The sequence below is a fragment of the Arthrobacter sp. TMT4-20 genome (genome assembly GCF_054510775.1).
Map to the genome: position 1 here is coordinate 155,144 of NZ_JBTNDW010000002.1, position 19,599 is coordinate 174,742.

At 64.1% G+C, this 19,599-nt stretch carries 19 protein-coding genes, 4 tRNA genes and 1 riboswitch; of the genes, 16 read left to right on the forward strand and 7 right to left on the reverse strand.

The annotated features are described in order from the left end of the window. Nucleotides 1–2 precede the first annotated feature (2 nt). From ACX80Z_RS03780 to ACX80Z_RS03795, 4 genes are all read left to right on the forward strand, one after another. Nucleotides 3–76: transfer RNA gene (locus ACX80Z_RS03780), tRNA-Gly, on the forward strand. A 55-nt stretch (nucleotides 77–131) separates the two neighbouring features. Further along, nucleotides 132–205: transfer RNA gene (locus ACX80Z_RS03785), tRNA-Cys, on the forward strand. A 26-nt stretch (nucleotides 206–231) separates the two neighbouring features. After that, nucleotides 232–303: transfer RNA gene (locus ACX80Z_RS03790), tRNA-Val, on the forward strand. 51 nt (nucleotides 304–354) lie between these two features. Continuing rightward, nucleotides 355–431: transfer RNA gene (locus ACX80Z_RS03795), tRNA-Gly, on the forward strand. Nucleotides 432–602: 171 nt separating this feature from the next. Here the strand turns inward: ACX80Z_RS03795 and ACX80Z_RS03800 are convergent. Further along, nucleotides 603–917: a DMT family transporter gene (locus ACX80Z_RS03800; RefSeq protein ID WP_459314952.1), complete on the reverse strand. Its 315-nt coding sequence runs from the start codon at nucleotides 915–917 to the stop codon at nucleotides 603–605. Nucleotides 918–932: 15 nt separating this feature from the next. Next, a riboswitch (guanidine-III (ykkC-III) riboswitch) is annotated at nucleotides 933–994 on the reverse strand. 170 nt (nucleotides 995–1,164) lie between these two features. On the opposite strand from ACX80Z_RS03800, the gene ACX80Z_RS03805 reads away from it, so the two are divergent. Further along, a complete protein-coding gene (locus tag ACX80Z_RS03805) occupies nucleotides 1,165–1,416 on the forward strand; it encodes an antitoxin (RefSeq protein WP_019482837.1) in 252 nt (83 codons plus the stop codon). Nucleotides 1,417–1,506: 90 nt separating this feature from the next. Here the strand turns inward: ACX80Z_RS03805 and zapE are convergent, their stop codons facing one another. Further along, nucleotides 1,507–2,541, reverse strand: coding sequence for a cell division protein ZapE (gene zapE / locus ACX80Z_RS03810; RefSeq protein WP_459314953.1), 1,035 nt, complete (start codon nucleotides 2,539–2,541; stop codon nucleotides 1,507–1,509). Between the two features lie 156 nt (nucleotides 2,542–2,697). On the opposite strand from zapE, the gene ACX80Z_RS03815 reads away from it, so the two are divergent. After that, complete coding sequence (locus tag ACX80Z_RS03815; RefSeq protein ID WP_459314954.1) at nucleotides 2,698–3,597, forward strand: sulfurtransferase; 900 nt, start codon at nucleotides 2,698–2,700, stop codon at nucleotides 3,595–3,597. After that, nucleotides 3,594–4,037 (forward strand): SufE family protein, encoded by a 444-nt coding sequence (locus ACX80Z_RS03820; protein ID WP_024477086.1) that lies wholly within the window; start codon nucleotides 3,594–3,596, stop codon nucleotides 4,035–4,037. Before ACX80Z_RS03815 ends, ACX80Z_RS03820 begins: the two co-directional genes overlap by 4 nt. Here the strand turns inward: ACX80Z_RS03820 and ACX80Z_RS03825 are convergent. Further along, a complete protein-coding gene (locus ACX80Z_RS03825) occupies nucleotides 4,034–5,287 on the reverse strand; it encodes an alpha/beta hydrolase family protein (protein ID WP_459314955.1) in 1,254 nt (417 codons plus the stop codon). The two genes, ACX80Z_RS03820 and ACX80Z_RS03825, sit on opposite strands and share 4 nt — an antisense overlap. A gap of 114 nt (nucleotides 5,288–5,401) precedes the next feature. Here ACX80Z_RS03825 and ACX80Z_RS03830 point away from each other — a divergent pair, with 114 nt between their 5' ends. The 4 genes from ACX80Z_RS03830 to ACX80Z_RS03845 all read left to right on the forward strand — a co-directional run bounded on the left by ACX80Z_RS03830 (nucleotide 5,402) and on the right by ACX80Z_RS03845 (nucleotide 8,582). Then, a complete protein-coding gene (locus tag ACX80Z_RS03830; protein ID WP_019482842.1) occupies nucleotides 5,402–5,893 on the forward strand; it encodes a hypothetical protein in 492 nt (163 codons plus the stop codon). A 14-nt stretch (nucleotides 5,894–5,907) separates the two neighbouring features. Next, nucleotides 5,908–6,330 (forward strand): peptide-methionine (R)-S-oxide reductase MsrB, encoded by a 423-nt coding sequence (msrB, locus tag ACX80Z_RS03835; RefSeq protein ID WP_019482843.1) that lies wholly within the window; start codon nucleotides 5,908–5,910, stop codon nucleotides 6,328–6,330. A gap of 126 nt (nucleotides 6,331–6,456) precedes the next feature. Continuing rightward, a complete protein-coding gene (locus tag ACX80Z_RS03840) occupies nucleotides 6,457–7,833 on the forward strand; it encodes a DUF6421 family protein (protein ID WP_019482844.1) in 1,377 nt (458 codons plus the stop codon). Further along, on the forward strand, nucleotides 7,830–8,582 hold the full coding sequence (locus tag ACX80Z_RS03845; RefSeq protein ID WP_459314956.1) for an SDR family NAD(P)-dependent oxidoreductase: 753 nt from the start codon (nucleotides 7,830–7,832) through the stop codon (nucleotides 8,580–8,582). The genes ACX80Z_RS03840 and ACX80Z_RS03845 overlap by 4 nt, the downstream gene beginning before the upstream one ends. An 8-nt stretch (nucleotides 8,583–8,590) precedes the next feature. On the opposite strand, the gene ACX80Z_RS03850 is transcribed toward ACX80Z_RS03845, so the two are convergent. Then, nucleotides 8,591–10,150: an LTA synthase family protein gene (locus ACX80Z_RS03850; protein WP_459314957.1), complete on the reverse strand. Its 1,560-nt coding sequence runs from the start codon at nucleotides 10,148–10,150 to the stop codon at nucleotides 8,591–8,593. Nucleotides 10,151–10,399: 249 nt separating this feature from the next. Here ACX80Z_RS03850 and ACX80Z_RS03855 point away from each other — a divergent pair, with 249 nt between their 5' ends. From ACX80Z_RS03855 to ACX80Z_RS03875, 5 genes are all read left to right on the forward strand, one after another. After that, nucleotides 10,400–11,500: a threonine aldolase family protein gene (locus ACX80Z_RS03855; protein WP_459314959.1), complete on the forward strand. Its 1,101-nt coding sequence runs from the start codon at nucleotides 10,400–10,402 to the stop codon at nucleotides 11,498–11,500. A 67-nt stretch (nucleotides 11,501–11,567) separates the two neighbouring features. Further along, entirely contained in the window at nucleotides 11,568–12,203 is a 636-nt protein-coding gene (locus ACX80Z_RS03860; protein ID WP_084442900.1) for a DUF3000 domain-containing protein, read from the forward strand. A 74-nt stretch (nucleotides 12,204–12,277) separates the two neighbouring features. Next, the gene (locus tag ACX80Z_RS03865) at nucleotides 12,278–13,585 is read left to right on the forward strand and encodes an HRDC domain-containing protein (protein WP_019482849.1); all 1,308 of its coding nucleotides are present in this window, start codon (nucleotides 12,278–12,280) and stop codon (nucleotides 13,583–13,585) included. Nucleotides 13,586–13,699: 114 nt separating this feature from the next. Then, nucleotides 13,700–14,959: a thiolase family protein gene (locus ACX80Z_RS03870; RefSeq protein ID WP_019482850.1), complete on the forward strand. Its 1,260-nt coding sequence runs from the start codon at nucleotides 13,700–13,702 to the stop codon at nucleotides 14,957–14,959. After that, a complete protein-coding gene (locus ACX80Z_RS03875; protein WP_459314960.1) occupies nucleotides 14,956–17,067 on the forward strand; it encodes a 3-hydroxyacyl-CoA dehydrogenase NAD-binding domain-containing protein in 2,112 nt (703 codons plus the stop codon). The genes ACX80Z_RS03870 and ACX80Z_RS03875 overlap by 4 nt, the downstream gene beginning before the upstream one ends. 284 nt (nucleotides 17,068–17,351) lie before the next feature. On the opposite strand, the gene ACX80Z_RS03880 is transcribed toward ACX80Z_RS03875, so the two are convergent. The 3 genes from ACX80Z_RS03880 to ndk all read right to left on the reverse strand — a co-directional run bounded on the left by ACX80Z_RS03880 (nucleotide 17,352) and on the right by ndk (nucleotide 19,562). Continuing rightward, entirely contained in the window at nucleotides 17,352–18,104 is a 753-nt protein-coding gene (locus ACX80Z_RS03880) for an EAL domain-containing protein (protein ID WP_459314961.1), read from the reverse strand. A gap of 2 nt (nucleotides 18,105–18,106) precedes the next feature. Next, nucleotides 18,107–19,072 (reverse strand): aldo/keto reductase, encoded by a 966-nt coding sequence (locus tag ACX80Z_RS03885; RefSeq protein WP_019482853.1) that lies wholly within the window; start codon nucleotides 19,070–19,072, stop codon nucleotides 18,107–18,109. Nucleotides 19,073–19,145: 73 nt separating this feature from the next. Continuing rightward, the gene (ndk, locus tag ACX80Z_RS03890) at nucleotides 19,146–19,562 is read right to left on the reverse strand and encodes a nucleoside-diphosphate kinase (RefSeq protein ID WP_019482854.1); all 417 of its coding nucleotides are present in this window, start codon (nucleotides 19,560–19,562) and stop codon (nucleotides 19,146–19,148) included. Nucleotides 19,563–19,599 lie beyond the last annotated feature (37 nt).

The window sequence follows — 19,599 nt, forward strand, 5'->3', positions numbered from 1 at the left end:
ATGCGGACGTAGCTCAGCTGGCTAGAGCACCACCTTGCCAAGGTGGATGTCGCGGGTTCGAATCCCGTCGTCCGCTCGCAAGTCACTGTAGCTGTCGAAGTACGTTTCGGCAGTCCTGGTTTACTAGGCACGGTGGGGTGGCCGAGAGGCGAGGCAGCGGCCTGCAAAGCCGTATACGCGGGTTCGAATCCCGTCCCCACCTCCAGTACAAAAGCTTGCACCCATCTCGATGGGCGATTGGCGCAGCGGTAGCGCGCTTCCCTGACACGGAAGAGGTCACTGGTTCGATCCCAGTATCGCCCACTCAAAGCGGTTCCCGTGGTTTCTTCGGAATTCACCGGGTACCGCTTTTTCGCGGACGTAGCTCAGCTGGCTAGAGCACCACCTTGCCAAGGTGGATGTCGCGGGTTCGAATCCCGTCGTCCGCTCCACACCACGCAGCACCCAGGACACCCCCAGCTTCGTTTGGGGGTGTTTTTTCTTGCTGGTTCGGCTCCATGCGACCCCGATGCCCGCGCGGCGGACGGTTTCACTGGGCCTGAGCACCGCCGCCGAGGGACAGCCCGCCGGTAGCGGGCCTCCGTGCAGGGCTTGGCCCAGGGTCAGTGCAGCAGTTTCAGGCCCACCACGCAGGCCACAATCCCGAGGACCAGCAGCACTTTGATGACGGACGCGGATTCGCCGTCGAAAATCATCGCGTAGGCCACGGTCAGCGAGGCGCCGATTCCCACCCACACCGCATAGGCGGTCCCGACGGGCAGTGTGCGCATGGCCCAGGCCAACCCGACCATGCTCAGCGTCACCGCGACACCGAAAACGATTGAGGGAACCAGCCGGGTGAACCCCTCGGACTTCCCCAGGGCCGTAGCCCAGACGGCTTCAAGTACGCCGGATACCGCTAGAACAATCCATGCCATGACAGTCTCACTCCTGAAACGCCGTCTTGTCGCTGACCGGGTACGGCGCACCTCGTCCGGGTGCCATCTGGCTCGTCAAGGGTGTCACACCCCCGGTGCCGGGGCAATCTGGGTGGGAACTGGGTGGAAATACGCCGAGGGCGGACACCCAGGTGTTGCACAGGTTACGTCCTTGGAACTGCCATTCCATCGGCCTAAGATATTTGGCAGAGGGAACAACAGGTTCCCGGATCGAAAGGAGGTGCCTGTGTCTGTATTTGACGGGCTCAAAGGCAAGGCCGGGATGCTGAAGGAAAAGGCGACCGAGCTGGTGGGCGAAAACTCTGGCAAGATCAAGGACGGCATCGGTCACGCTGGCAACTTTGTTGACAGCAAGACCGGAGGCAAGTACGCCGACAAGATCGACAAGGTTCAGTCCAAAGCCTCCGAAATGGTCGATAAGACCGACCGCGGGGACACCAACCGGCCAGCTGGCCCCGGGACTCCCCCGGCCGTATAAGACCTACTGCTCGACAAGAAAGTGCCGGTCCTGCCGCGAGGCAGCACCGGCACTTTTTGCGTGCCAGGGATCTGGCTAGGCCTTACTGCGCTAGGCTTCACTGCCCTGGCGTGCCAGGGCTGTCAGGCGTGACACCGCACGGTGATACTTCTTCATGTAGCCGCCGGTCATCATTTCCTCGGTGAAGAGCTGGTCGAAGGCTACGCCGCTAGCCAGCACCGGAATGTCCTTGTCATAAATCCTGTCCGCGAGGACCACGAAGCGGAGCGCTACCGCCTGCTCCGAAATAGTGGCCACATTGTGCCAGGCAATGAAATCGACGCCGTCGATCAGCTGGCGGTACCGGCTTGGGTGCACTCCGGACAGGTGCTTCACCAGATCGCTGAACGTATCCTCGGCGAGGATGCCGTCCGGGCCGGTCCTGAGCTCACGTACCCGGTCGTGAAGGCCGGATTCGGTGAAGGGGACGGGTGCCTCGGGAAGGCCCCGGTGACGGTAATCCTCGCCATCAATCCGGAGCACGTCGAACTGGTCGGCGAGGACCTGGATCTCCCGTTGGAAATCCACTGCCGCAAAACGCCCATCCCCCAACGAACCGGGAAGGGTGTTGGACGTGGCCGCGAGCTTGACCCCGGCATCCGCCAATTCACGCATCAGGCGGGACATCAGGACCGTGTCGCCTGGATCGTCGAGCTCAAACTCGTCAATGCAGACCAGCGCGTAACCGCTCAGCGCGTCGACGGCCCGACGGAAGGACAGCGCACCCACCAGATTGGTGTACTCGACGAAGGTGCCGAAGGCCTTTTTACCGGCTGTTGCATGCCACAGGGAAGCGAGGAGGTGGGTCTTTCCGACACCAAAACCGCCGTCGAGGTAGATTCCGGCCCGCGCCGCTGGCTTCTTGGCGCCGAAGAGCTTCCGCAACCCTGTCGGCTCCGGCTGATTCACCATGTCGGCGAACTCGGACAACGCCTTGACGGCCGCGGCCTGCGACGGCTGCCCGGGGTCCGGACGGTAACTGTCGAAGGACACCTCACCGAATCGAGGGGACGGATAGAACCCGGTCAGGAGTTCGTCGACCGAAACTTTGGGGGTCCGCTGGGAGAGCTGCTCGATTGTTGCCACGGTAGGCAAGAATACGGCACTTTCGCTAGCCGCCGCGCCCTGCGCCGACCCCACGGCCCGCCATTTATGGCATGCGGTGAACGCATCGGAAATAAATGGGGGAACGCGTGGTTAGGCTAGTAGAGACCACAAGAACGTCACGAGAAAGGCCAACGGATGTCAGTCGCAGCAGACCCCCATGAGAAGTTCGCTCACTATGCCCACCCGGAACGGCTCGTCTCCGCGGACTGGCTCGCCCAGAATCTCGACAACCCGTCGGTCGTGGTGGTGGAGTCTGATGAAGATGTTCTGCTGTATTCCACGGGCCATATCCCCGGTGCGGTCAAGGTCGACTGGCACACGGATCTGAACGATGAGGTGACCCGCGACTATGTCGACGGCGCCGCTTTCGCCCGGCTGATGTCGGCCAAGGGAATCACCAGGGATTCGACAGTCGTCATCTACGGCGACAAGAGCAACTGGTGGGCAGCCTACGCGCTCTGGGTTTTCAGCCTGTTCGGGCACGAGGATGTCCGGCTGCTGGATGGCGGCCGCGACAAGTGGCTCGACGAGGGCCGGCCCACCACCACCGAGGTGCCGGCGGCCCAGACCGCCGACTATCCGGTGGTGGAACGCAACGACGCGCCGATCCGCGCCTATCTGAGCGACGTCCTCGGTCACCTGGGCAAACCGCTGATCGATGTCCGCTCAGTGGACGAGTACACCGGCGCACGGACCCACATGCCTGCGTACCCGGAGGAGGGCGCGCTTCGCGGCGGTCATATCCCAACCGCGGCTTCCGTCCCGTGGGCTCGCGCCGCCGCCGAGGATGGCACCTTCAGAAGCCGGGCCGAACTCGATGCAATCTACCGGGATGAGGTGGGCCTGAAGGACGACGACGACGTCGTCGCCTACTGCCGTATCGGTGAACGGTCGAGCCACACCTGGTTTGTCCTGTTCCACCTGCTGGGCTTCACCAAGGTCCGCAACTACGACGGTTCGTGGACCGAGTGGGGCAACGCTGTGCGCGTCCCGATCGTCAAGGGTGAAGAGCGCGGCGAGGTTCCGGCGTCATGACCACTGAACTTCCCACCAAATTGAGTGAGATTGTCGAGGACTTTCAGGCCCTCGACGAACCTGACCGGTTGCAGCTGCTGCTCGAATTCTCCCAGGGACTCCCCGAGCTCCCCCAGCACCTTCAGGAGCATCCGGAACTGCTGGAACAGGTGGTCGAATGCCAGACTCCCCTGTTCCTCAGCGTCGACATCGACGACAGCCCGGAGCAGATCGTGCGCCTGTACTTCTCGGCCCCGCCTGAGGCTCCGACAACCCGCGGGTTCGCCGGGGTGTTGCTGGAAGGTCTCGATGGGCTCTCCTCGGCCGACATCCTCGCCGTGCCGGACGACGTTCCGGACCGGCTGGGACTCACCCGGGCCATCACGCCGCTGCGGATGCGCGGGATGACGGCCATGCTGGGGCGGATCAAACGCACCGTCAGGGCCGGGCAAACCAGCTAACCGGCTTGCCCGTTCCGGACGCCCGGGCGGGCGCGGCCGTGGAGTACGGGGGCAAGCCAATTGGCCACCGTCTGCTCCCATTTCATCGGGTCCACATTCCATTCCTTGGTATGGCGGGCCCGGTGGAACCGCTCGAAGGTGACAAACGCAGGGTTGCGTTCCGCAAGTTCAGCCGAAGCACCCACCGGCACGAACTCATCGTCCTCGCTGTGGATGATGAGTGTGGGAATGGTCAGCTGCTCGGCCCGTGACACCCAGTCGAGGCTCTTCAGGTCGAGCGGTGCCGCGAGGCCTGTGGCTTTCCGGCCGGCCCGGTTGGTCAGCAGCCACTGGCCAAGCCGGCCAATCGGTGCGGGGATGCGGTTGAGCTGGGCGTGATACGCCAGCACCTCAATCCAGTTGACCACGGGACCGTCAAGTACCAGCGCCTTGATCCGCTGACGATGACCCGAGAGGTCGGCGGTCTGCAGGCAGATGGCGCCACCCATCGACCACCCAAAAAGCACCACGCCCTCGGCACCGTGTGCCACCGCGTAGTCGATTGCCGCCTCAACGTCACGCCACTCGGTCATCCCGAGTCCGTACCTGCCATCGGCTGCGTGCGGGGCTTCGCCGTCGTTCCGGTAGGAGGTCAACAAACTGGTCATGCCCAATGACCTGGCCAGACGCACCGCCCGCAGTCCTTCGGTCCGCTGCACTCCCCTGCCGTGGACCATGACCGCCCAATCCTTCGAGGCTTCCTCGGCGCGGATCAGCCAGGCCGGAGCTACTCCCCCGTCAACCGGGATGTCCACCTCTTCATCAGCGAAGCCAACCGCCGACGGCGACGGGAAGACCGCGCCGCTCCACCAGCCCCGCGTCGCGCTGGCCAGATGCCCGGAGTACACCGCCTCCACCTCGCGTTGCACAGTCCCTTCACGGGGAACGTAGGACAGGATCGCCCCAATCCGGGCATGTCCTGCTCCACCGTCGAAGTAGAGACTGTAGGTCCCTTCGACGGTGGTGTCATCATTCGCGGGGAGAATGACCTGCTGGCTACCCCCGGTGCCGATCACCGCCAGGATGTCGAGGTTTTCGTCCCTGACCCGGGCTGGGGTCACTACCTGACGCGCGAAATGCGCAGCGAGACCGGAGGTGCCGGCCGCAATTGTTGAGCCGACGGCACCACCAATCCCCACCCCGAGCATGGTCCATTTGACCCAGGGGGCGGTGGTGGACTGCTCCGGCCCCGTGGCGGAAAGTTTACGCATACCCCCATTCTTGCCTGTGGACCGGAGGATCGGCGGCACACGGGAGCGGGGTGTCGTGAGAGCTGCTGTCTCCATGCACTAGGGCGCCACGCGTTGGAGCACTAGTCTTGGCTCATGTCCGAGACGATAGTGGTACTAACCGAAGAAAGCCTCAACGACGGCGACGCGAAGAACCTGTTGACCCTGGTGGGTGAGGAACAGGCCACACTGCTGGTGTTGATCCCCGATGACCGGCATAAGAATGTGATGGCCGAGTTCTTCCATCACCTGAGCTTGCTAGAGTTCGCCGACGCGTTCCGCGAATTGTCCCAGGGGCAGCCATCGGCCCAGAAATCACGTGGGAGCGCAGAGGCGGCTCTCGAAGCGTCGCTGCGGGTGGCCGAGGCCCACGGCCTTACCGCCCACGGGTTTATTGCCACCGGCAACGCTGTCGAGGCAATGGTCGACGCCGTCAGCCAGCATGGCGCACAGCAAGCGGTTGTCATCACCCGACCGCACGCCGTCGCCGATACCCTCCACACCGACTGGGCGAATCAGGCCCAGGACCGACTGGGAGTGCCTGTGCTGCACCTCTATTCCGGTTCGGGATTTATCGGCGGTTCTTAGGCGTTGAAGGAATTATGAGCACAACAGAACCCAGCGATGTCCCTGTCCAGAAGACCGACGACGAATGGCGCTCCGAGCTAACCAGTGAGGAGTACCGCGTCCTGCGTCAGGCTGGTACTGAGCGGCCTTATACCGGCGAGTACTACGACACCAACACCAAGGGTGTTTACCAGTGCCGCGCCTGCGGGCACGAACTCTTTACCAGCAACGAAAAATTTGATTCACATTGCGGTTGGCCATCCTTCTGGGCGCCCCTCGCCGAGAACACGGTCCGCTACCTGCACGATAATTCCATGGGGATGCAGCGCACCGAGGTCCGGTGTGCCAACTGCGACTCGCACCTCGGCCACCTGTTTGAGGGTGAGGGTTATGGCACCCCCACCGACCAGCGCTTCTGCATCAACTCGGTGTCCATGAAGCTGCTCGAACAGTCCTAGCAGAACCGCGGGGAGGTCCAGCATGTCTGGGCCTCCCCACCAGTGCAACCCAGTCAAAAATAAGAGTTGCTTATGCTCAAGGGTTTTTTGAGTAAGTAAACCTTTTCAGTTGCTACGCTCGCTTCCATGACTTCGACGACCATTGACACCAGCCTCGCCTCACCTGCCGGAGCCCCTGAGCGTTCACCCGCCTGGCATCAGCTCAAAGCCGCCGCTTCGGCCCTTCAACCGCTCCAGGTCAAGGACGGATCCGTCCCGGAAACCTCGAACCATGCGTTGGCGTCCGAACTGGTCGACGCTATTGTCGAGGCGATCAGGACCCTGGCTCCGTCTTTCCCCCACGACGCCGGCTACCTCACGGCCCTCGTGGAGGACTTCCAGACCTGGCAGTCCTCGGACTTCGGAGTGCCCGATTTCCTGAGCTCGTTGCTGCAGTTCCAACCGCAGGAGCATCGGGTCGACGGCCTCAGGCACCTGGTGGTGTTCCCCATGTACACGCAGAACGGCAGCACCAACCGGCTGGTCGAAGCAGTGCTCATTGAAGTGCTCTGGCCCGAGTTCATCGCCGAGCTCGAAGCCGGTGACTACTCCAACAAGCTCTTCGTCCCCATCCGCTTCCTCGACTTCACCGCCGGATACGACACCAACTCGGCAGTCCTCTTCCCGGAGACCGTCGCCGTCAGCACCACACCGCAGTTCACCTGGGGCGCCATTTTCGCCGACCGCGAGGCGGCACGCTTCCGCCGGGTGGTCACCGCCGCGGCGGAGATCACCAAGCTGGAACTGCCTGCCGAAGCCAGCGAGCTCGTGGGAGACCAACAGCTGGCCGAGCAGACCTTCGTCATGTGGGACCTCATCCATGACCGCACCCACATGCGCGGTGACCTCCCGTTTGACCCGTTCATGATCAAACAACGCATGCCTTACTTCCTGTACTCCCTGGAGGAACTCCGGTGCGACCTGACGGCGTTCCGCGAATCAGTGAAGATCGCCCTCGACGAATCTGCTCCCGACGAGACCCGCCGTCATGCACGACTGGTGCAGTACGCAGTCATCTTTGACCGGATCTTCCGCTTTTCCATCACCGGCAGCAGGGTTCGCAACTACGACGGTCTGGGCGGTCAACTCCTGTTCGCGTGGATGCACCAGCACCACGTGCTCCACTGGACCGACAGCCGCCTGAGCATCGACTGGGCGGAGGTTCCCGACGTCGTCATCGCCCTCGGCGAGAAAATTGAGCAGCTCTACTGGCGGTCCATTGACCGGCCGAAGACCGCCCACTGGCTTGCCGCCTACCAGCTGGTCACCGAAACCGTGACACCCCACCCGGCGTCGGTCTGGGCCAAGGGCCCGGACGCCCTCGAACTGACCGGACCACCTCGTGGATTGACCGATGCCGTCCTCGACGACGAATTCCCGCTGTCGATGTTCTTTGAGGCATTGGACCGCAAAATGAAACCGGTCATCGAGTCCACCGCCGGTATCACCGGGGCCGCTGAATGAGCAACGCGTTGCCAGCACTCGACGGACTGACGGTGGTGGTGGCCGGCGCCGCCGGCGCTTCGGGGATCGCGTGCGCCACCCTGCTCCGCCAGCAGGGTGCCGCGGTGGTAGCTGTCGGATCCCACGCCGGCCGGCTTGAGAAGGCGCTGGGCCAGCTCGACGACGTCGACCGCCGGGTCTGCGACCTGGCCGATGCCCAGGCTGTCACTGAGTTATGCCATGCGCTCACTGCCGACTATGAGTCACTGGACGGCCTGATTCATCTGGTGGGCGGCTGGCGCGGCGGCAACGGAATCACCGGGCAGACGGATGATGACTACGAGCTGCTCCACACCAGCGTGCTCACCACCTTGCGGAACACCACTCGTGCCTTCTACCCCCCACTCCTCGCATCGGCCAGGGGGCGGGTGGCCATCGTGTCCTCCACGGCCGTGGACAGCCCGACGGCGGCAGCCGCCTCCTATGCGGCTCTCAAGTCAGCCGCGGAAGCCTGGACCCGAGCGGTGGCCGACGGATTCCGGCGGGATCAGGACGCCGCCGGCGACAGCACCACCCCGGGCGCCGGTCAGACATCAGCTGCCACCATCCTCGTGGTGAAAGCCCTCGTCGACGACGCACTGCGGGCCGCGCATCCGGAACGCAGATTCCCCGGGTACACCCATGTCGATGATCTGGCCGCAGCAGTGGTTGGTCTATACGCCGCCGAGGCGCAATCGGTGAACGGCCAACGCATCATCCTGCCCAGTTAGGGCAAACGCTACTGCGCGGCGGCGTCCTCGCCGCCCCAGGCCTTCGCGTAAAACCGCGGGGAAAGTGAGCTCACCAGGTCCGCGTAATGACTGGGCTGCAGCGCCTGCGCTGAACCGGCCGGGACACGCGAGGCGAACGCTGAAACACCCAACCCTGCCGCCTGACCCGCCAGCGTCAGGCCGGCAGCTTCCAGGATCGTCGGGTACATGCTCAGCTGGTCCACGCGGGGGCGCGGGTCACTGTTACCGTCCTCGCCCGGCACCCAGATCCGGTTGAAGATGGTGCGGTTATTGTGGTCCGTCAATTCCGCCTGGAACGCATGGCCGCCACCTATTTGCTTCAGGTGGTCACCCATAATCACTACGGCAGTGTCCTCGAGATAACCCTGCTGCCTCATGTGGTCCACGAATCCGGCCACCTGCGTCATGGAACAGGAAAACGCGGCGGTTACCTCGCTCTGCGTATCCACGGTGCAGTAGTCATAAATGTGCACCGGCTCATGCGAATCCAGGGTCAGCATCGAGAGGTTAAATGGCTGACCAGTCCTCTCCGCCTCGGCGTGCAGTTCGTCGACCTCGTCTTTCGCATGGGCCAACAGGCGTTCATCGCTCAGACCCCAGTCACTGCGGAAGGCCTTCTCCGGCTCACCCGCGGCACGCCAGTCCGGCAGGTCCTTCACCTCGGAGTAGCCGTGCCCGCCCAGGAAGACGTCTTTCGCCGCGAACGAGGCATTGGCGCCGCCAAGAAACACGTTCGTATAGCCGTGCTCAGCAAGCACATCGCCCAGGCAAGTCACCCCTTCGAGGTACGTCTGGACGTTACCGCCGAGCGCGTTGTAGGCGCCGCCGCCCGAGGTGGAGCCGATACCCTTGAGCGGGATCCCGCACTGCGTCGCGGTGATCCCGGACATGGTCCAGCCGCCCCCCTCGTACTGCTTCAGATTCTCGACGCTTTGCCAGCCATCCGACGCCTTCGTGGCCGCCTTGAGCGGAGCGAAGACATCCTTCCCGAAGACCTGGTCGTCCGCGAGTGTGGCCTCCCCGGACTCGAGATAGATCAGTACCAGGTTGCGTTTGTCCGTGTCGTCGGTGATGGTCGGTTCCACATAGAAGTCGCCGACGTCGTACCCGGAGTTGGCCGCCTCAAGGTAGTCCCGAACGCCTACCGTGGCGGCAAAAGCGGTGGTCCCGCCGATGACGACTGCGGCCACCAAGGCGGCAGAAACGGCGCGCATGATCCACTGCACGCGAGGCGGCCGCCGAAGGTCGCCATCACGGCGGCGCTTACGGCGCCGGAAAAACAGCCAGAGCGCGATCCCCACCGTAACCAGCAGGGGCACCACAGCAATGCCTAGGATGCTGATCCAGACGATGGACCCGCCACCACCATCGGCTTCCACGGCGACAATGTTCAGGAACATCTGGTTGACCGAAATCTCGCCCCAGAAGAGGCGGATGATGACGGCAGCCATGAGGAGGGCGAGCCCCACTCCGATCAGAAGGTGGACCACAAGGTGTCCGACCACGACGCCGGCCCGGCGGGTCACCTGAACAATACGACCAAACATGGCACCCCCTGCCTTTCGGATGCCTGGATGTCCGATGACCATCCGTGTCACCAACCCATTCCCGGGCCCATAAAAGCGTAATACCGTTTCATGCCCCGTTCAACAGGCGTTCAGCTGGCGGTGGTGAATCGTTCACCCCAGCGCAACCTCGGGCCCGTTCCGGCGTCGGGAGAGGCGTCAGGGGAAAAGTCAGGGAAGAGTCAGGCTGAAACGCTGAGGATGACCCACCGCCTAGGTGATAATTGATAGGTGACTGAAACAATTGCGCCCCCTGCCTCCCTGCACAACCCCGATGTTCGCGGCTTCGCGTCCGACAATTACTCGGGAGTACATCCGGAAATCCTCGCGGCCTTGGCTGCCGCAAACGGCGGCCATCAAACGGCCTACGGCGAGGACGTCTACACGCACCGCCTGCAGGAACTGATGCAGGAGCACTTCGGCGCCGGCACCGAAGCGTTCCCGGTCTTCAACGGGACCGGAGCAAACGTCCTGAGCCTGCAGTCCCTGCTGCCACGGTGGGGCGCCGTGATCTGCGCTGAAACGGCCCACATCAACAAGGACGAGAACGGGGCGCCCGAACGCATTGCCGGAATCAAACTCCTCACCGTTCCCACCCCGGACGGCAAACTCACCCCGGAACTCATCGATCTGGAAGCCTGGGGCTGGGGCGACGAGCACCGGGCCCAGCCGCTGGCCGTCTCCATCACGCAAACCACCGAGTTGGGGACGCTCTACACGGTTGAAGAGATCAGGGCGATCGCGGACCACGTGCACGCCCGCGGCATGCATCTGCACCTGGACGGCGCACGGATCGCCAACGCCGCAGCGGCCCTCAACCTGCCGCTGCGCGCCTTCACGAGGGACGCGGGAGTCGACATCCTCTCCTTCGGCGGGACCAAGAACGGCCTGATCTTTGGTGAGTGCGTCGTGGTGCTGAACCCTGACGCGGCCACCGGCCTCACCTACCTGCGCAAAATGAACATGCAGCTCGCGTCCAAGATGCGCTTCATCTCGGCGCAGCTCATCGCCCTCCTTGAGGATGGGCTGTGGCTTCGTTCGGCAGCCCATTCCAACGCCATGGCGGCACGCCTGACCGCGCTGGTCCAGGAGATTCCCGGGGTGCAGCTCACCCAGCAGACCACCGCGAACGCAGTCTTCGCCGTCCTCCCCCGGGACGCCGCGGACCGGGTCCGTGAGCAGGTCAAGTTCTATGACTGGGACACCGCCACCGGGGAAGTGCGCTGGATGTGCTCCTTCGACACCACAGCCGACGACGTCGACGCCTTCGCCGAAGCGATCCGCCGGGAAACGGCCGCCAGCCCACACCAGATCGGGGCTCCCCGGACCTAGAACAATCTCGCCGGCCGCACCGGCGAGCCTGCCCGGCACGGGGGTCGGTGTGCCATAGCCTTCCTGAGTGAGCGCAATTGGCGATCTGACCCCCCTGCCCCGCGAGTTCCAGTCAGCCCTGACCGAACTCCGCCAGGCGAAGTGCCGCGGCGAGATTCGACTGGACGAAATTCCGGCGCCCTCACGGCTGGCACCCTTTGCTGTGGCCCTCGGCGCTGAAGTATTCCAGGCTGGCCCGCACCGGATGCCGGTGCACGGCCCGGCAATGGCCGCTTCCGCTGGCAGTGAGCCGGAAGAATTAGCCACCGGACGCTTCATCCTCCTGCATGACCCCAATGGGTCCGACCTGTGGGATGGCACTTTCCGGATTGTCACCTACATCAGGGCGCAACTCGAACCCGAGATGGGCAACGACTCCCTGCTGGGATCAGTCGCCTGGACGTGGCTGGTGGAAGCCCTCCAAAACCACGGCGCCGACTACGGCTCCGCTGGGGGAACAGCCACCCGGATCCTCTCCGAAAGCTACGGCACGCTGACCGACCGACCCGACAGTATCGATATTGAACTACGTGCGTCCTGGACCCCTGACTCGTCGATGGTGCGGAACCATCTGGAGGCCTGGGCGGATATGGTGTGCACCTTCGCCGGTCTACCACCGCTGCCCGACGGCGTCACCTCCCTGCCGAACCGTCGCCGAAACTAGCCCGCCGTGACCCAGCCGCACCCCGCCGTCGTGCTGGCTCACCACTCCGAACCGCGCGGCTAGACTGGATCATCATGACCTCGCAGATTTCGCAGCACCCTGACGATCGCACTCCAGGTGATGACGCACCGGTTGAGGACGTCATCGAACCGCTCCCCCTCCTCAACGAACCCAAAGACGGCGTCCCCCTGGTCATCAACACCCAGGCGGGTCTGGAACGTGCAGCCCGGACGCTGGCTCAGGGCACCGGCCCGGCCGGCGTCGACGCGGAGCGCGCATCCGGATTCCGGTACGGGCAACGCGCTTTCCTCGTGCAGATCCGGCGCGAAGGAGCCGGCACCTGGCTGATCGACCCCGAGCCATTCACCGACCTCCGCATCATTGATGAGGCACTTGAGGGAGTCGAATGGATCCTGCACGCGGCATCCCAGGATCTGCCCTGCCTGTCGGAACTTGGGATGTGGCCCGACCGGCTCTTCGACACCGAACTCGCTGCCCGCCTCGCGGGGATGCCCCGCGTGGGGCTGGCGGCGGTCATCGAGAGTCTCCTCGGATACACCCTTGCCAAGGAGCACTCAGCCGCTGACTGGTCGCGCCGCCCGCTGCCCGAACCGTGGCTTCGCTACGCCGCCCTCGACGTTGAGGTGCTGACCGAGCTACGCGGCGAACTTATTGCCCTGTTGACCCGCGACGGCAAACTCGACCTTGCCGAGCAGGAATTCGAGCACATCCGCAACACCCCACCCGCCGAGCCGCGCGTCGATCCGTGGCGCAGGACGTCGGGCCTGCACCAGATCCGCGACCGGCGCCAACTGGCAGTGGTTCGCCAGCTCTGGCTGGAACGCGAGGACCTCGCCAGGAACCGGGACATTGCCCCGGGCCGTCTGATCCCTGATTCGGCAATCCTGGCCGCGGCCAAGGCCATGCCGACAACAGTCCCGCAGCTTCTGGGCACCAGCGGCTTCCATGGCCGAGCGGCGTCACGGGAGGCGCCCAGGTGGTTGCGTTGCATCAGCGACGGACGGTCATCGGATGATCTCCCGGATCTCCAGGTGCCCACCAACGCGCCCCCACCGCCGCGGGTCTGGGCGGACAAGGATCCCGAGGCCGCTGCGCGCCTGGCGACTGCGCGCCCCCGGCTGGCAGCAATAGCGGAATCCTCAAATCTACCCATCGAGAACCTGCTGACTCCCGACTACCTGCGCCGGGTGGCCTGGCGTCCGCCGGCCGAGATCACGCTCGAGTCGATCAGCGCCGCCCTGGCCGAGCTTGGCGCGCGTCCGTGGCAGATCGAAAAAATAGCTGCGGTGCTCACGGTCGCGTTTCTGGACCCCGATCCGCTGCCCGAGAAAGCACCGAGGACCGCAGACTCAACCCGGTAGCCCCTCACTGTTCGACACTTCCGCCGGGCAATCCTTGCAGGCTAAGTTACTCACAAGTAACATAGGGTCGAATCACTATCTCGGATCGAATAAAGACTCAATGAGGAGCAATAGGTGAGCACCACTACAGTGCCAGCGCAGTCCGGCTCAGGCCGCCGGATCAAGGATGTCGTATTCGTCGACGGTGTCAGGACACCATTCGGCAAAGCCGGTGAGAAGGGCATCTATGCGGGCGTCCGTGCCGATGATCTGGTGGTGAAGTGCATTCGCGACCTGATGCGCCGCAACCCAACCCTGCCCCCTGAGCGAATCGACGACGTCGCCATCGCCGCCACCACCCAAACCGGTGACCAGGGCCTGACCATCGGTCGCACCGCTGCCCTGCTGGCGGGACTCCCCCGGTCCGTTCCCGGCTTCGCGATTGACCGGATGTGCGCCGGTGCGATGACAGCCGTGACGACGACCGCCTCGGGCATCGCTTTCGGTGCGTACGACGTGGTGATCGCCGGGGGCGTGGAGCACATGGGCAACCACCCAATGGGCGCGGACACCGACCCCAACCCGCGGTTCATGTCCGAACGGCTGGTTGACCCCGCGGCGCTGAACATGGGAAACACGGCAGAAAACCTGCATGATCGCTTCCCCGCCATCACCAAGGAACGAACCGACGCGTACGCAGTAGGCAGCCAGAAGAAGCTGGCCGCCGCCTATGCCAGCGGCCAGATCCAGCCCGATCTGGTGTCCGTCGCTTCCCGAAAGGAAGGGGCAGGCTGGACGCTCAATTCTGTCGACGAGCCACCCCGCCCCGAAACCACCACCGAGGACCTGGCTGCGCTTCGCACCCCGTTCCGTGCGCACGGTCGGGTCACTGCAGGAAACGCCGCCGGGTTGAACGACGGCGCCACCGCCGCGTTGCTCGCATCCTCGGATGCCGCCGCCGAGCTGGGCCTGCCCGCGAAGATGCGCCTGGTGGCGTACGCCTTCGCCGGCGTTGAGCCTGAGGTGATGGGCATTGGACCGGTTCCGGCGACCGAGAAGGCACTGCGGCAGGCGGGCCTGTCCATTGACGACATCGGCCTGTTTGAAATCAACGAGGCATTTGCCGTGCAGGTGCTTTCGTTCCTCGATCACTTCGGCATTGCCGACGACGACCCCCGCGTGAACCGCTATGGCGGCGCCATCGCCGTCGGGCACCCCCTGGCGTCCTCCGGAGTGCGGCTGATGCTGCAACTTGCCCGGCAGTTCGAGGAAGACCCAGCGGTGCGGTACGGCATGACCACCATGTGCATTGGCCTCGGCATGGGCGCCACAGTGATCTGGGAGAACCCCCACCACCCTGACTACTCGTCGAACACAGCAGAGGACGCAGCATGAGCTTTGACCGTTATGAAGAACTCGCAGCCCTGGTTCCGGACGAGGTAATCACCCACTCCTACGTGCAGGACATTGCCCTCCCCCAGGGCGCGGGAACCCTCGCGTTGATCACCCTGGACAACGGGTTGGACCACACCAAGCCGACCACCCTCGGCCCGAACACCCTGATCGAACTGGGTCGGGTACTTGAGGGCCTGAAACTCCGGGCCGCCGCCGGTGAGCTGGCCGCCGTCGGGATCACCGGCAAGCCCTATTTCCTGGTGGCGGGCGCTGACCTGTCGACGGTCAAGTCACTCAAGGCCGCACAGTACGGCGCCCTGATGGCCGAGCTCGGACACGAAGCCTACAACCTGCTGGGCAGTCTCGGCGTGCCCAGCTTCGCCTTCATCAACGGCGTGGCGCTCGGCGGCGGCCTGGAGGTTGCCCTTGCGGCCGATTACCGCACCATCTCCACCGGAGCCAACGGCATTGGCCTGCCGGAGGCATTTATTGGCCTGGTTCCGGGGTGGGGCGGGGTCTACCGGCTGCCACGCCTGATTGGTCCTGCTGCGGCGATAAAGGTCATGATCGAGAACCCCCTCAGCAACAACCGGATGCTCGACGGGCGTGCGGCCTATGGGCTAGGCATTGCCGATGTCCTGCTTGAGCCTGCCGATTTCCTTGAGCAGTCCCTCGCCTGGGCTGCGGGCGTCCTGAAGGACCCCTCGGCAGTTGCAGCAAGCCGGGCCAAACACGCCGCCTACACCGATGCCGACTGGGACGCGGCGGCCGCCGCCGGGCGGGCCTTCGTGGCCGCCAGGACCTCGAACGCCGCACCGGCGCCGGGGAAGGTGCTGGACCTCTTTGAGGCTGGGAAGACCCTGACCCGCGAAGAGTCGGCCGCCGCCGAGTGCGAGGCCCTGACCTACCTCATGCAGACTCCCGAGTTCCATGCGACCGTCTACGCGTTCCTGGATCTGGTGCAGAAGCGCGCCAAACGTCCGGCAGGCGCGCCCGACCGCAAGCTGGCTCGGAAGGTGACCAAGGTCGGCGTCGTCGGTGCTGGTCTGATGGCCGGGCAACTCGCCCTGCTGTTCGCCCGGCAGCTGAAGGTGCCGGTAGTCCTCACCGACATCGACCAGCAGCGCGTCGACAAGGGTGTGGCCTATGTCCACGCAGAAGTGGACAAGCTGCTGTCGAAGAAGCGGCTGTCCCCCGATGCGGCGAACCGGACCAAGGCCCTGGTCTCGGGTTCGGTCTCGAAGGAGGCGTTCGCTGACGCCGATTTTGTGATCGAAGCGGTCTTCGAAGAGATGGCGGTCAAGAAGACAGTGTTCGCCGAGGTTGAAGCGGTGGTCTCTGCCGAGTGTATTCTCGCGACCAATACCTCGTCACTGTCGGTCACAGAGATGGCAGCTGACCTCGCCCACCCGGAACGTGTGGTGGGTTTCCACTTCTTCAACCCGGTCGCTGCCATGCCATTGCTGGAAATCGTCAAAGCACCGCACACGGATGACGCCGTGCTGGCGACAGCTTTTGCGCTGGCCAAGGAGCTGAAAAAGTCGGCGGTGCTGGTGCAGGATGCTCCGGCGTTTGTGGTCAACCGCATCCTCGGCCGGATGTTTGGCGAGATCACTGCGGTCTTTGATGAGGGCACAGACGCGGCGACAGCTGACAATGCGCTGCGCCCTATGGGCCACCCGATGACGCCGTTCCGGCTGCTCGCGCTCGTGGGCCTGCCGGTCGGCCAGCACGTGCAGGAGTCGCTGAACACCGCGTTTGGTGACCGTTTCCATGTTTCTGCCAACCAGCAGAAACTCATTGACGCCGGAATCAAGGGTCTGTGGGTGAAGGGCGACGACGGCGCCGAGACCGTGCCCGAGTCGACCCTGGCCCTGATGACCCGGGGCGATTCGCCGTCGGACAGCGCGGAGGTGCTCCGCCGAACCCAGGATGCCCTCGCCGACGAGATTGGCCGGATGCTCGATGAGGGAGTTGTTGCCGCACCTGAGGACATTGACCTGTGCGTCATCCTGGGCGCTGGCTGGCCGTTCCACCAGGGCGGCATCACACCGTACCTGGATCGGGTGGGCGCGTCCGAGCGGGTCAATGGGAAGACCTTCCACTAGGCACTTCCCCGCCGCTCGTCGTCACCCAACGACACTGACGGCGCCCGCACCGGCCTTGGTGCGGGCGCCGTTCTGTGTCTGGCTCAAGTGGCCTAACTGGCACAACTGGCTCAACTGGCTCAACTGGCTCAACTGGCTCAACTGGCTCAAGATAGGTGACCCGGCTGACCTCCCGCGGTATGGCGAGCAACCCGGTCAGGTGGGGTCAATCTGGGCATCGGTGCCGGGAATGTTGACCACCGGCGTCCAGGTTCCTCACGACCCAGCCTGAAACCTGACCGCTGCTAGAGGACAGCCGCCCCGAACTGTAGCTGCGGGAGCTCCTCGAAGGCGGGCTTCGCGAACCAGTATCCCTGGAACAGGCCGATACCAGCCGCCTGCAGCGCGAGGTATTCCGCTTCGGTCTCGATGCCCTCCGCGAGGACAGTGATGCCGAGCTTGTCTGCCATGTCAACGATGCCAGCGACGACTGTCTGCCGCGCCGGGCTGGTATCGATTCCGCGGATCAGCAACATGTCGATCTTGATCAGGTCGGGTTGGAAATCGACCAGAAGACCCAGTCCCGCGTGTCCGGCACCGAAGTCGTCGATGGCGGTGGTGAACCCATGTTTGCGGTATTCGATGATGATGTTCGTGAGGTGCCCGGTGTCCGAGACCTCCTCGTTTTCAGTGAATTCGAACATGATTGACGACGGCGGAAAGCTCCACCGGGCGGCTGCCCGCAGCGTCGCGCGAAGGCATGCAGCCGGTTCGTAGACCGCGTTCTGCATGAAGTTGATCGAAAGTTTCAGATCCTCCCCCGCAGGGAACAACCGCGATGCCAGCTCAATGGCTTTGACACGGCAGTCCTGGTCAAAGCGATACTTCTGCTCGGGTGACACCTTGGACAGGATCTCGTAGGCGCCCTCCCCCGAGGTTCCCCTGACCAACGCCTCATAGCCCCAGACGCGACCGGCAACGGCGTCGTAGATCGGCTGGAAGGCCATGCTGAAGTCGAAGTCGAGCTCCGCTGCTGTGGTGCAACTGCCGCAGGCCATGGTCAGGGGGTCGACCTCGGGAAAATCCGGTCCAGTTCCTGAAGTTCAGTTTCGGACGGGGCCCAGCACACCGCCTCGGCATTCTGTTGAATCTGCTCCGGTTTGGTGGCTCCGGCGATCACTGACGCGACGGACGGCTGCGCGGCGAGCCAGGAGAAGGCCACCTGCAGTTCGGTCAGGTCGCGGGCCCGGGCGAACGCTCCGAAGTCGGCCAGCTGGTTCCAGTCAGCCCCTTCGAGCAGGTTCGTCCGGGAGTGGGTCAGCCGGCTACCGGCCGGAACCTTCGAGGCACTGTATTTGCCGGTCAGCAGACCGTTCGCCAGCGGGAAGAACGGCAGCACGCCAATCCCATAGGCTTCGGCTGCCGGAACCACCTCGGCCTCGATGCTGCGCTCCAGCAGGTTCCAGTGGTTTTGCGCGGATATGAAGGGCGTGTACCCGCCGAGCTGGGCAACAAACTCGGCTTCGGCGAGCTGCCAGCCTGCCCGGTTTGAATGGCCGATGTACCTGACCTTGCCGCTCTTGACCAGTGCGTCGAGGGCCGAAAGGGTCTCCTCGATGGGGGTCAGCGGGTCAGGTGCATGGAACTGGTAGAGATCAATAAAGTCCGTGCCCAGGCGCCGCAGTGATGCCTCGACCGCCTTCATGATGTAGCGCCGCGACCCCCTGGCGCCCCAGTCCGGGCCGTTGGCACCCTTGAGGTCCAGTCCAAACTTGGTGGCGACCAGCACGTCATCGCGGTTTTTGACCAAGGCTTTGCCGAGCATTTCCTCGCTCAGGCCAGGCGTCTTTCCATAGGAGTCCGCCACGTCGAAGAAGTTGATTCCCGCGTCGACAGCTGCGCCGATCACCGCGTTGGTGCCGCGCTGGGTTTCGGTTGGCGTTCCGGGGCGGCCCAGGTTGTTACATCCGAGTCCCACCACTGAAACGTTCAATCCGGAGTTGCCGAGCCTGCGATATTCAGTCATGGCTCTACGCTACAACACCGGTTACCCGAGGCATCTTTCGGCGCCCCGGGTAACACCCGGCGTCGACGAGGGGTCAGGCGAACCAGATACCGATTTCGCGCTGGGCCGACTCCGCCGAGTCCGAGCCGTGGACGAGGTTCTGCTGTACCTTCAGGCCCCAGTCGCGGCCGAGGTCGCCGCGGATGGTGCCGGGTGCGGCTGCCGTCGGCTCGGTGGCGCCGGCAAGGGACCGGAATCCCTCGATAACCCGCTCGCCCTCAAAAATCGCAGCCACGATGGGCCCGCTGAGCATGAACTCGACGAGTGGTTCGAAGAAGGGCTTCCCAACATGCTCGTTGTAGTGCTCTTCGAGCATCTCGCGGCTGGCCGAGACCAGCTTGAGGTCCACCAGGGTGTATCCCTTGGCTTCCACCCGGGACAGGATGGTCCCGGACAGTGCGCGGGACACGCCGTCGGGCTTGATCAGTACAAGAGTGCGTTCAGCGCTCACAGAAGTCCTCCAAAGTGTTGGGTATGGCCAGTGGAAC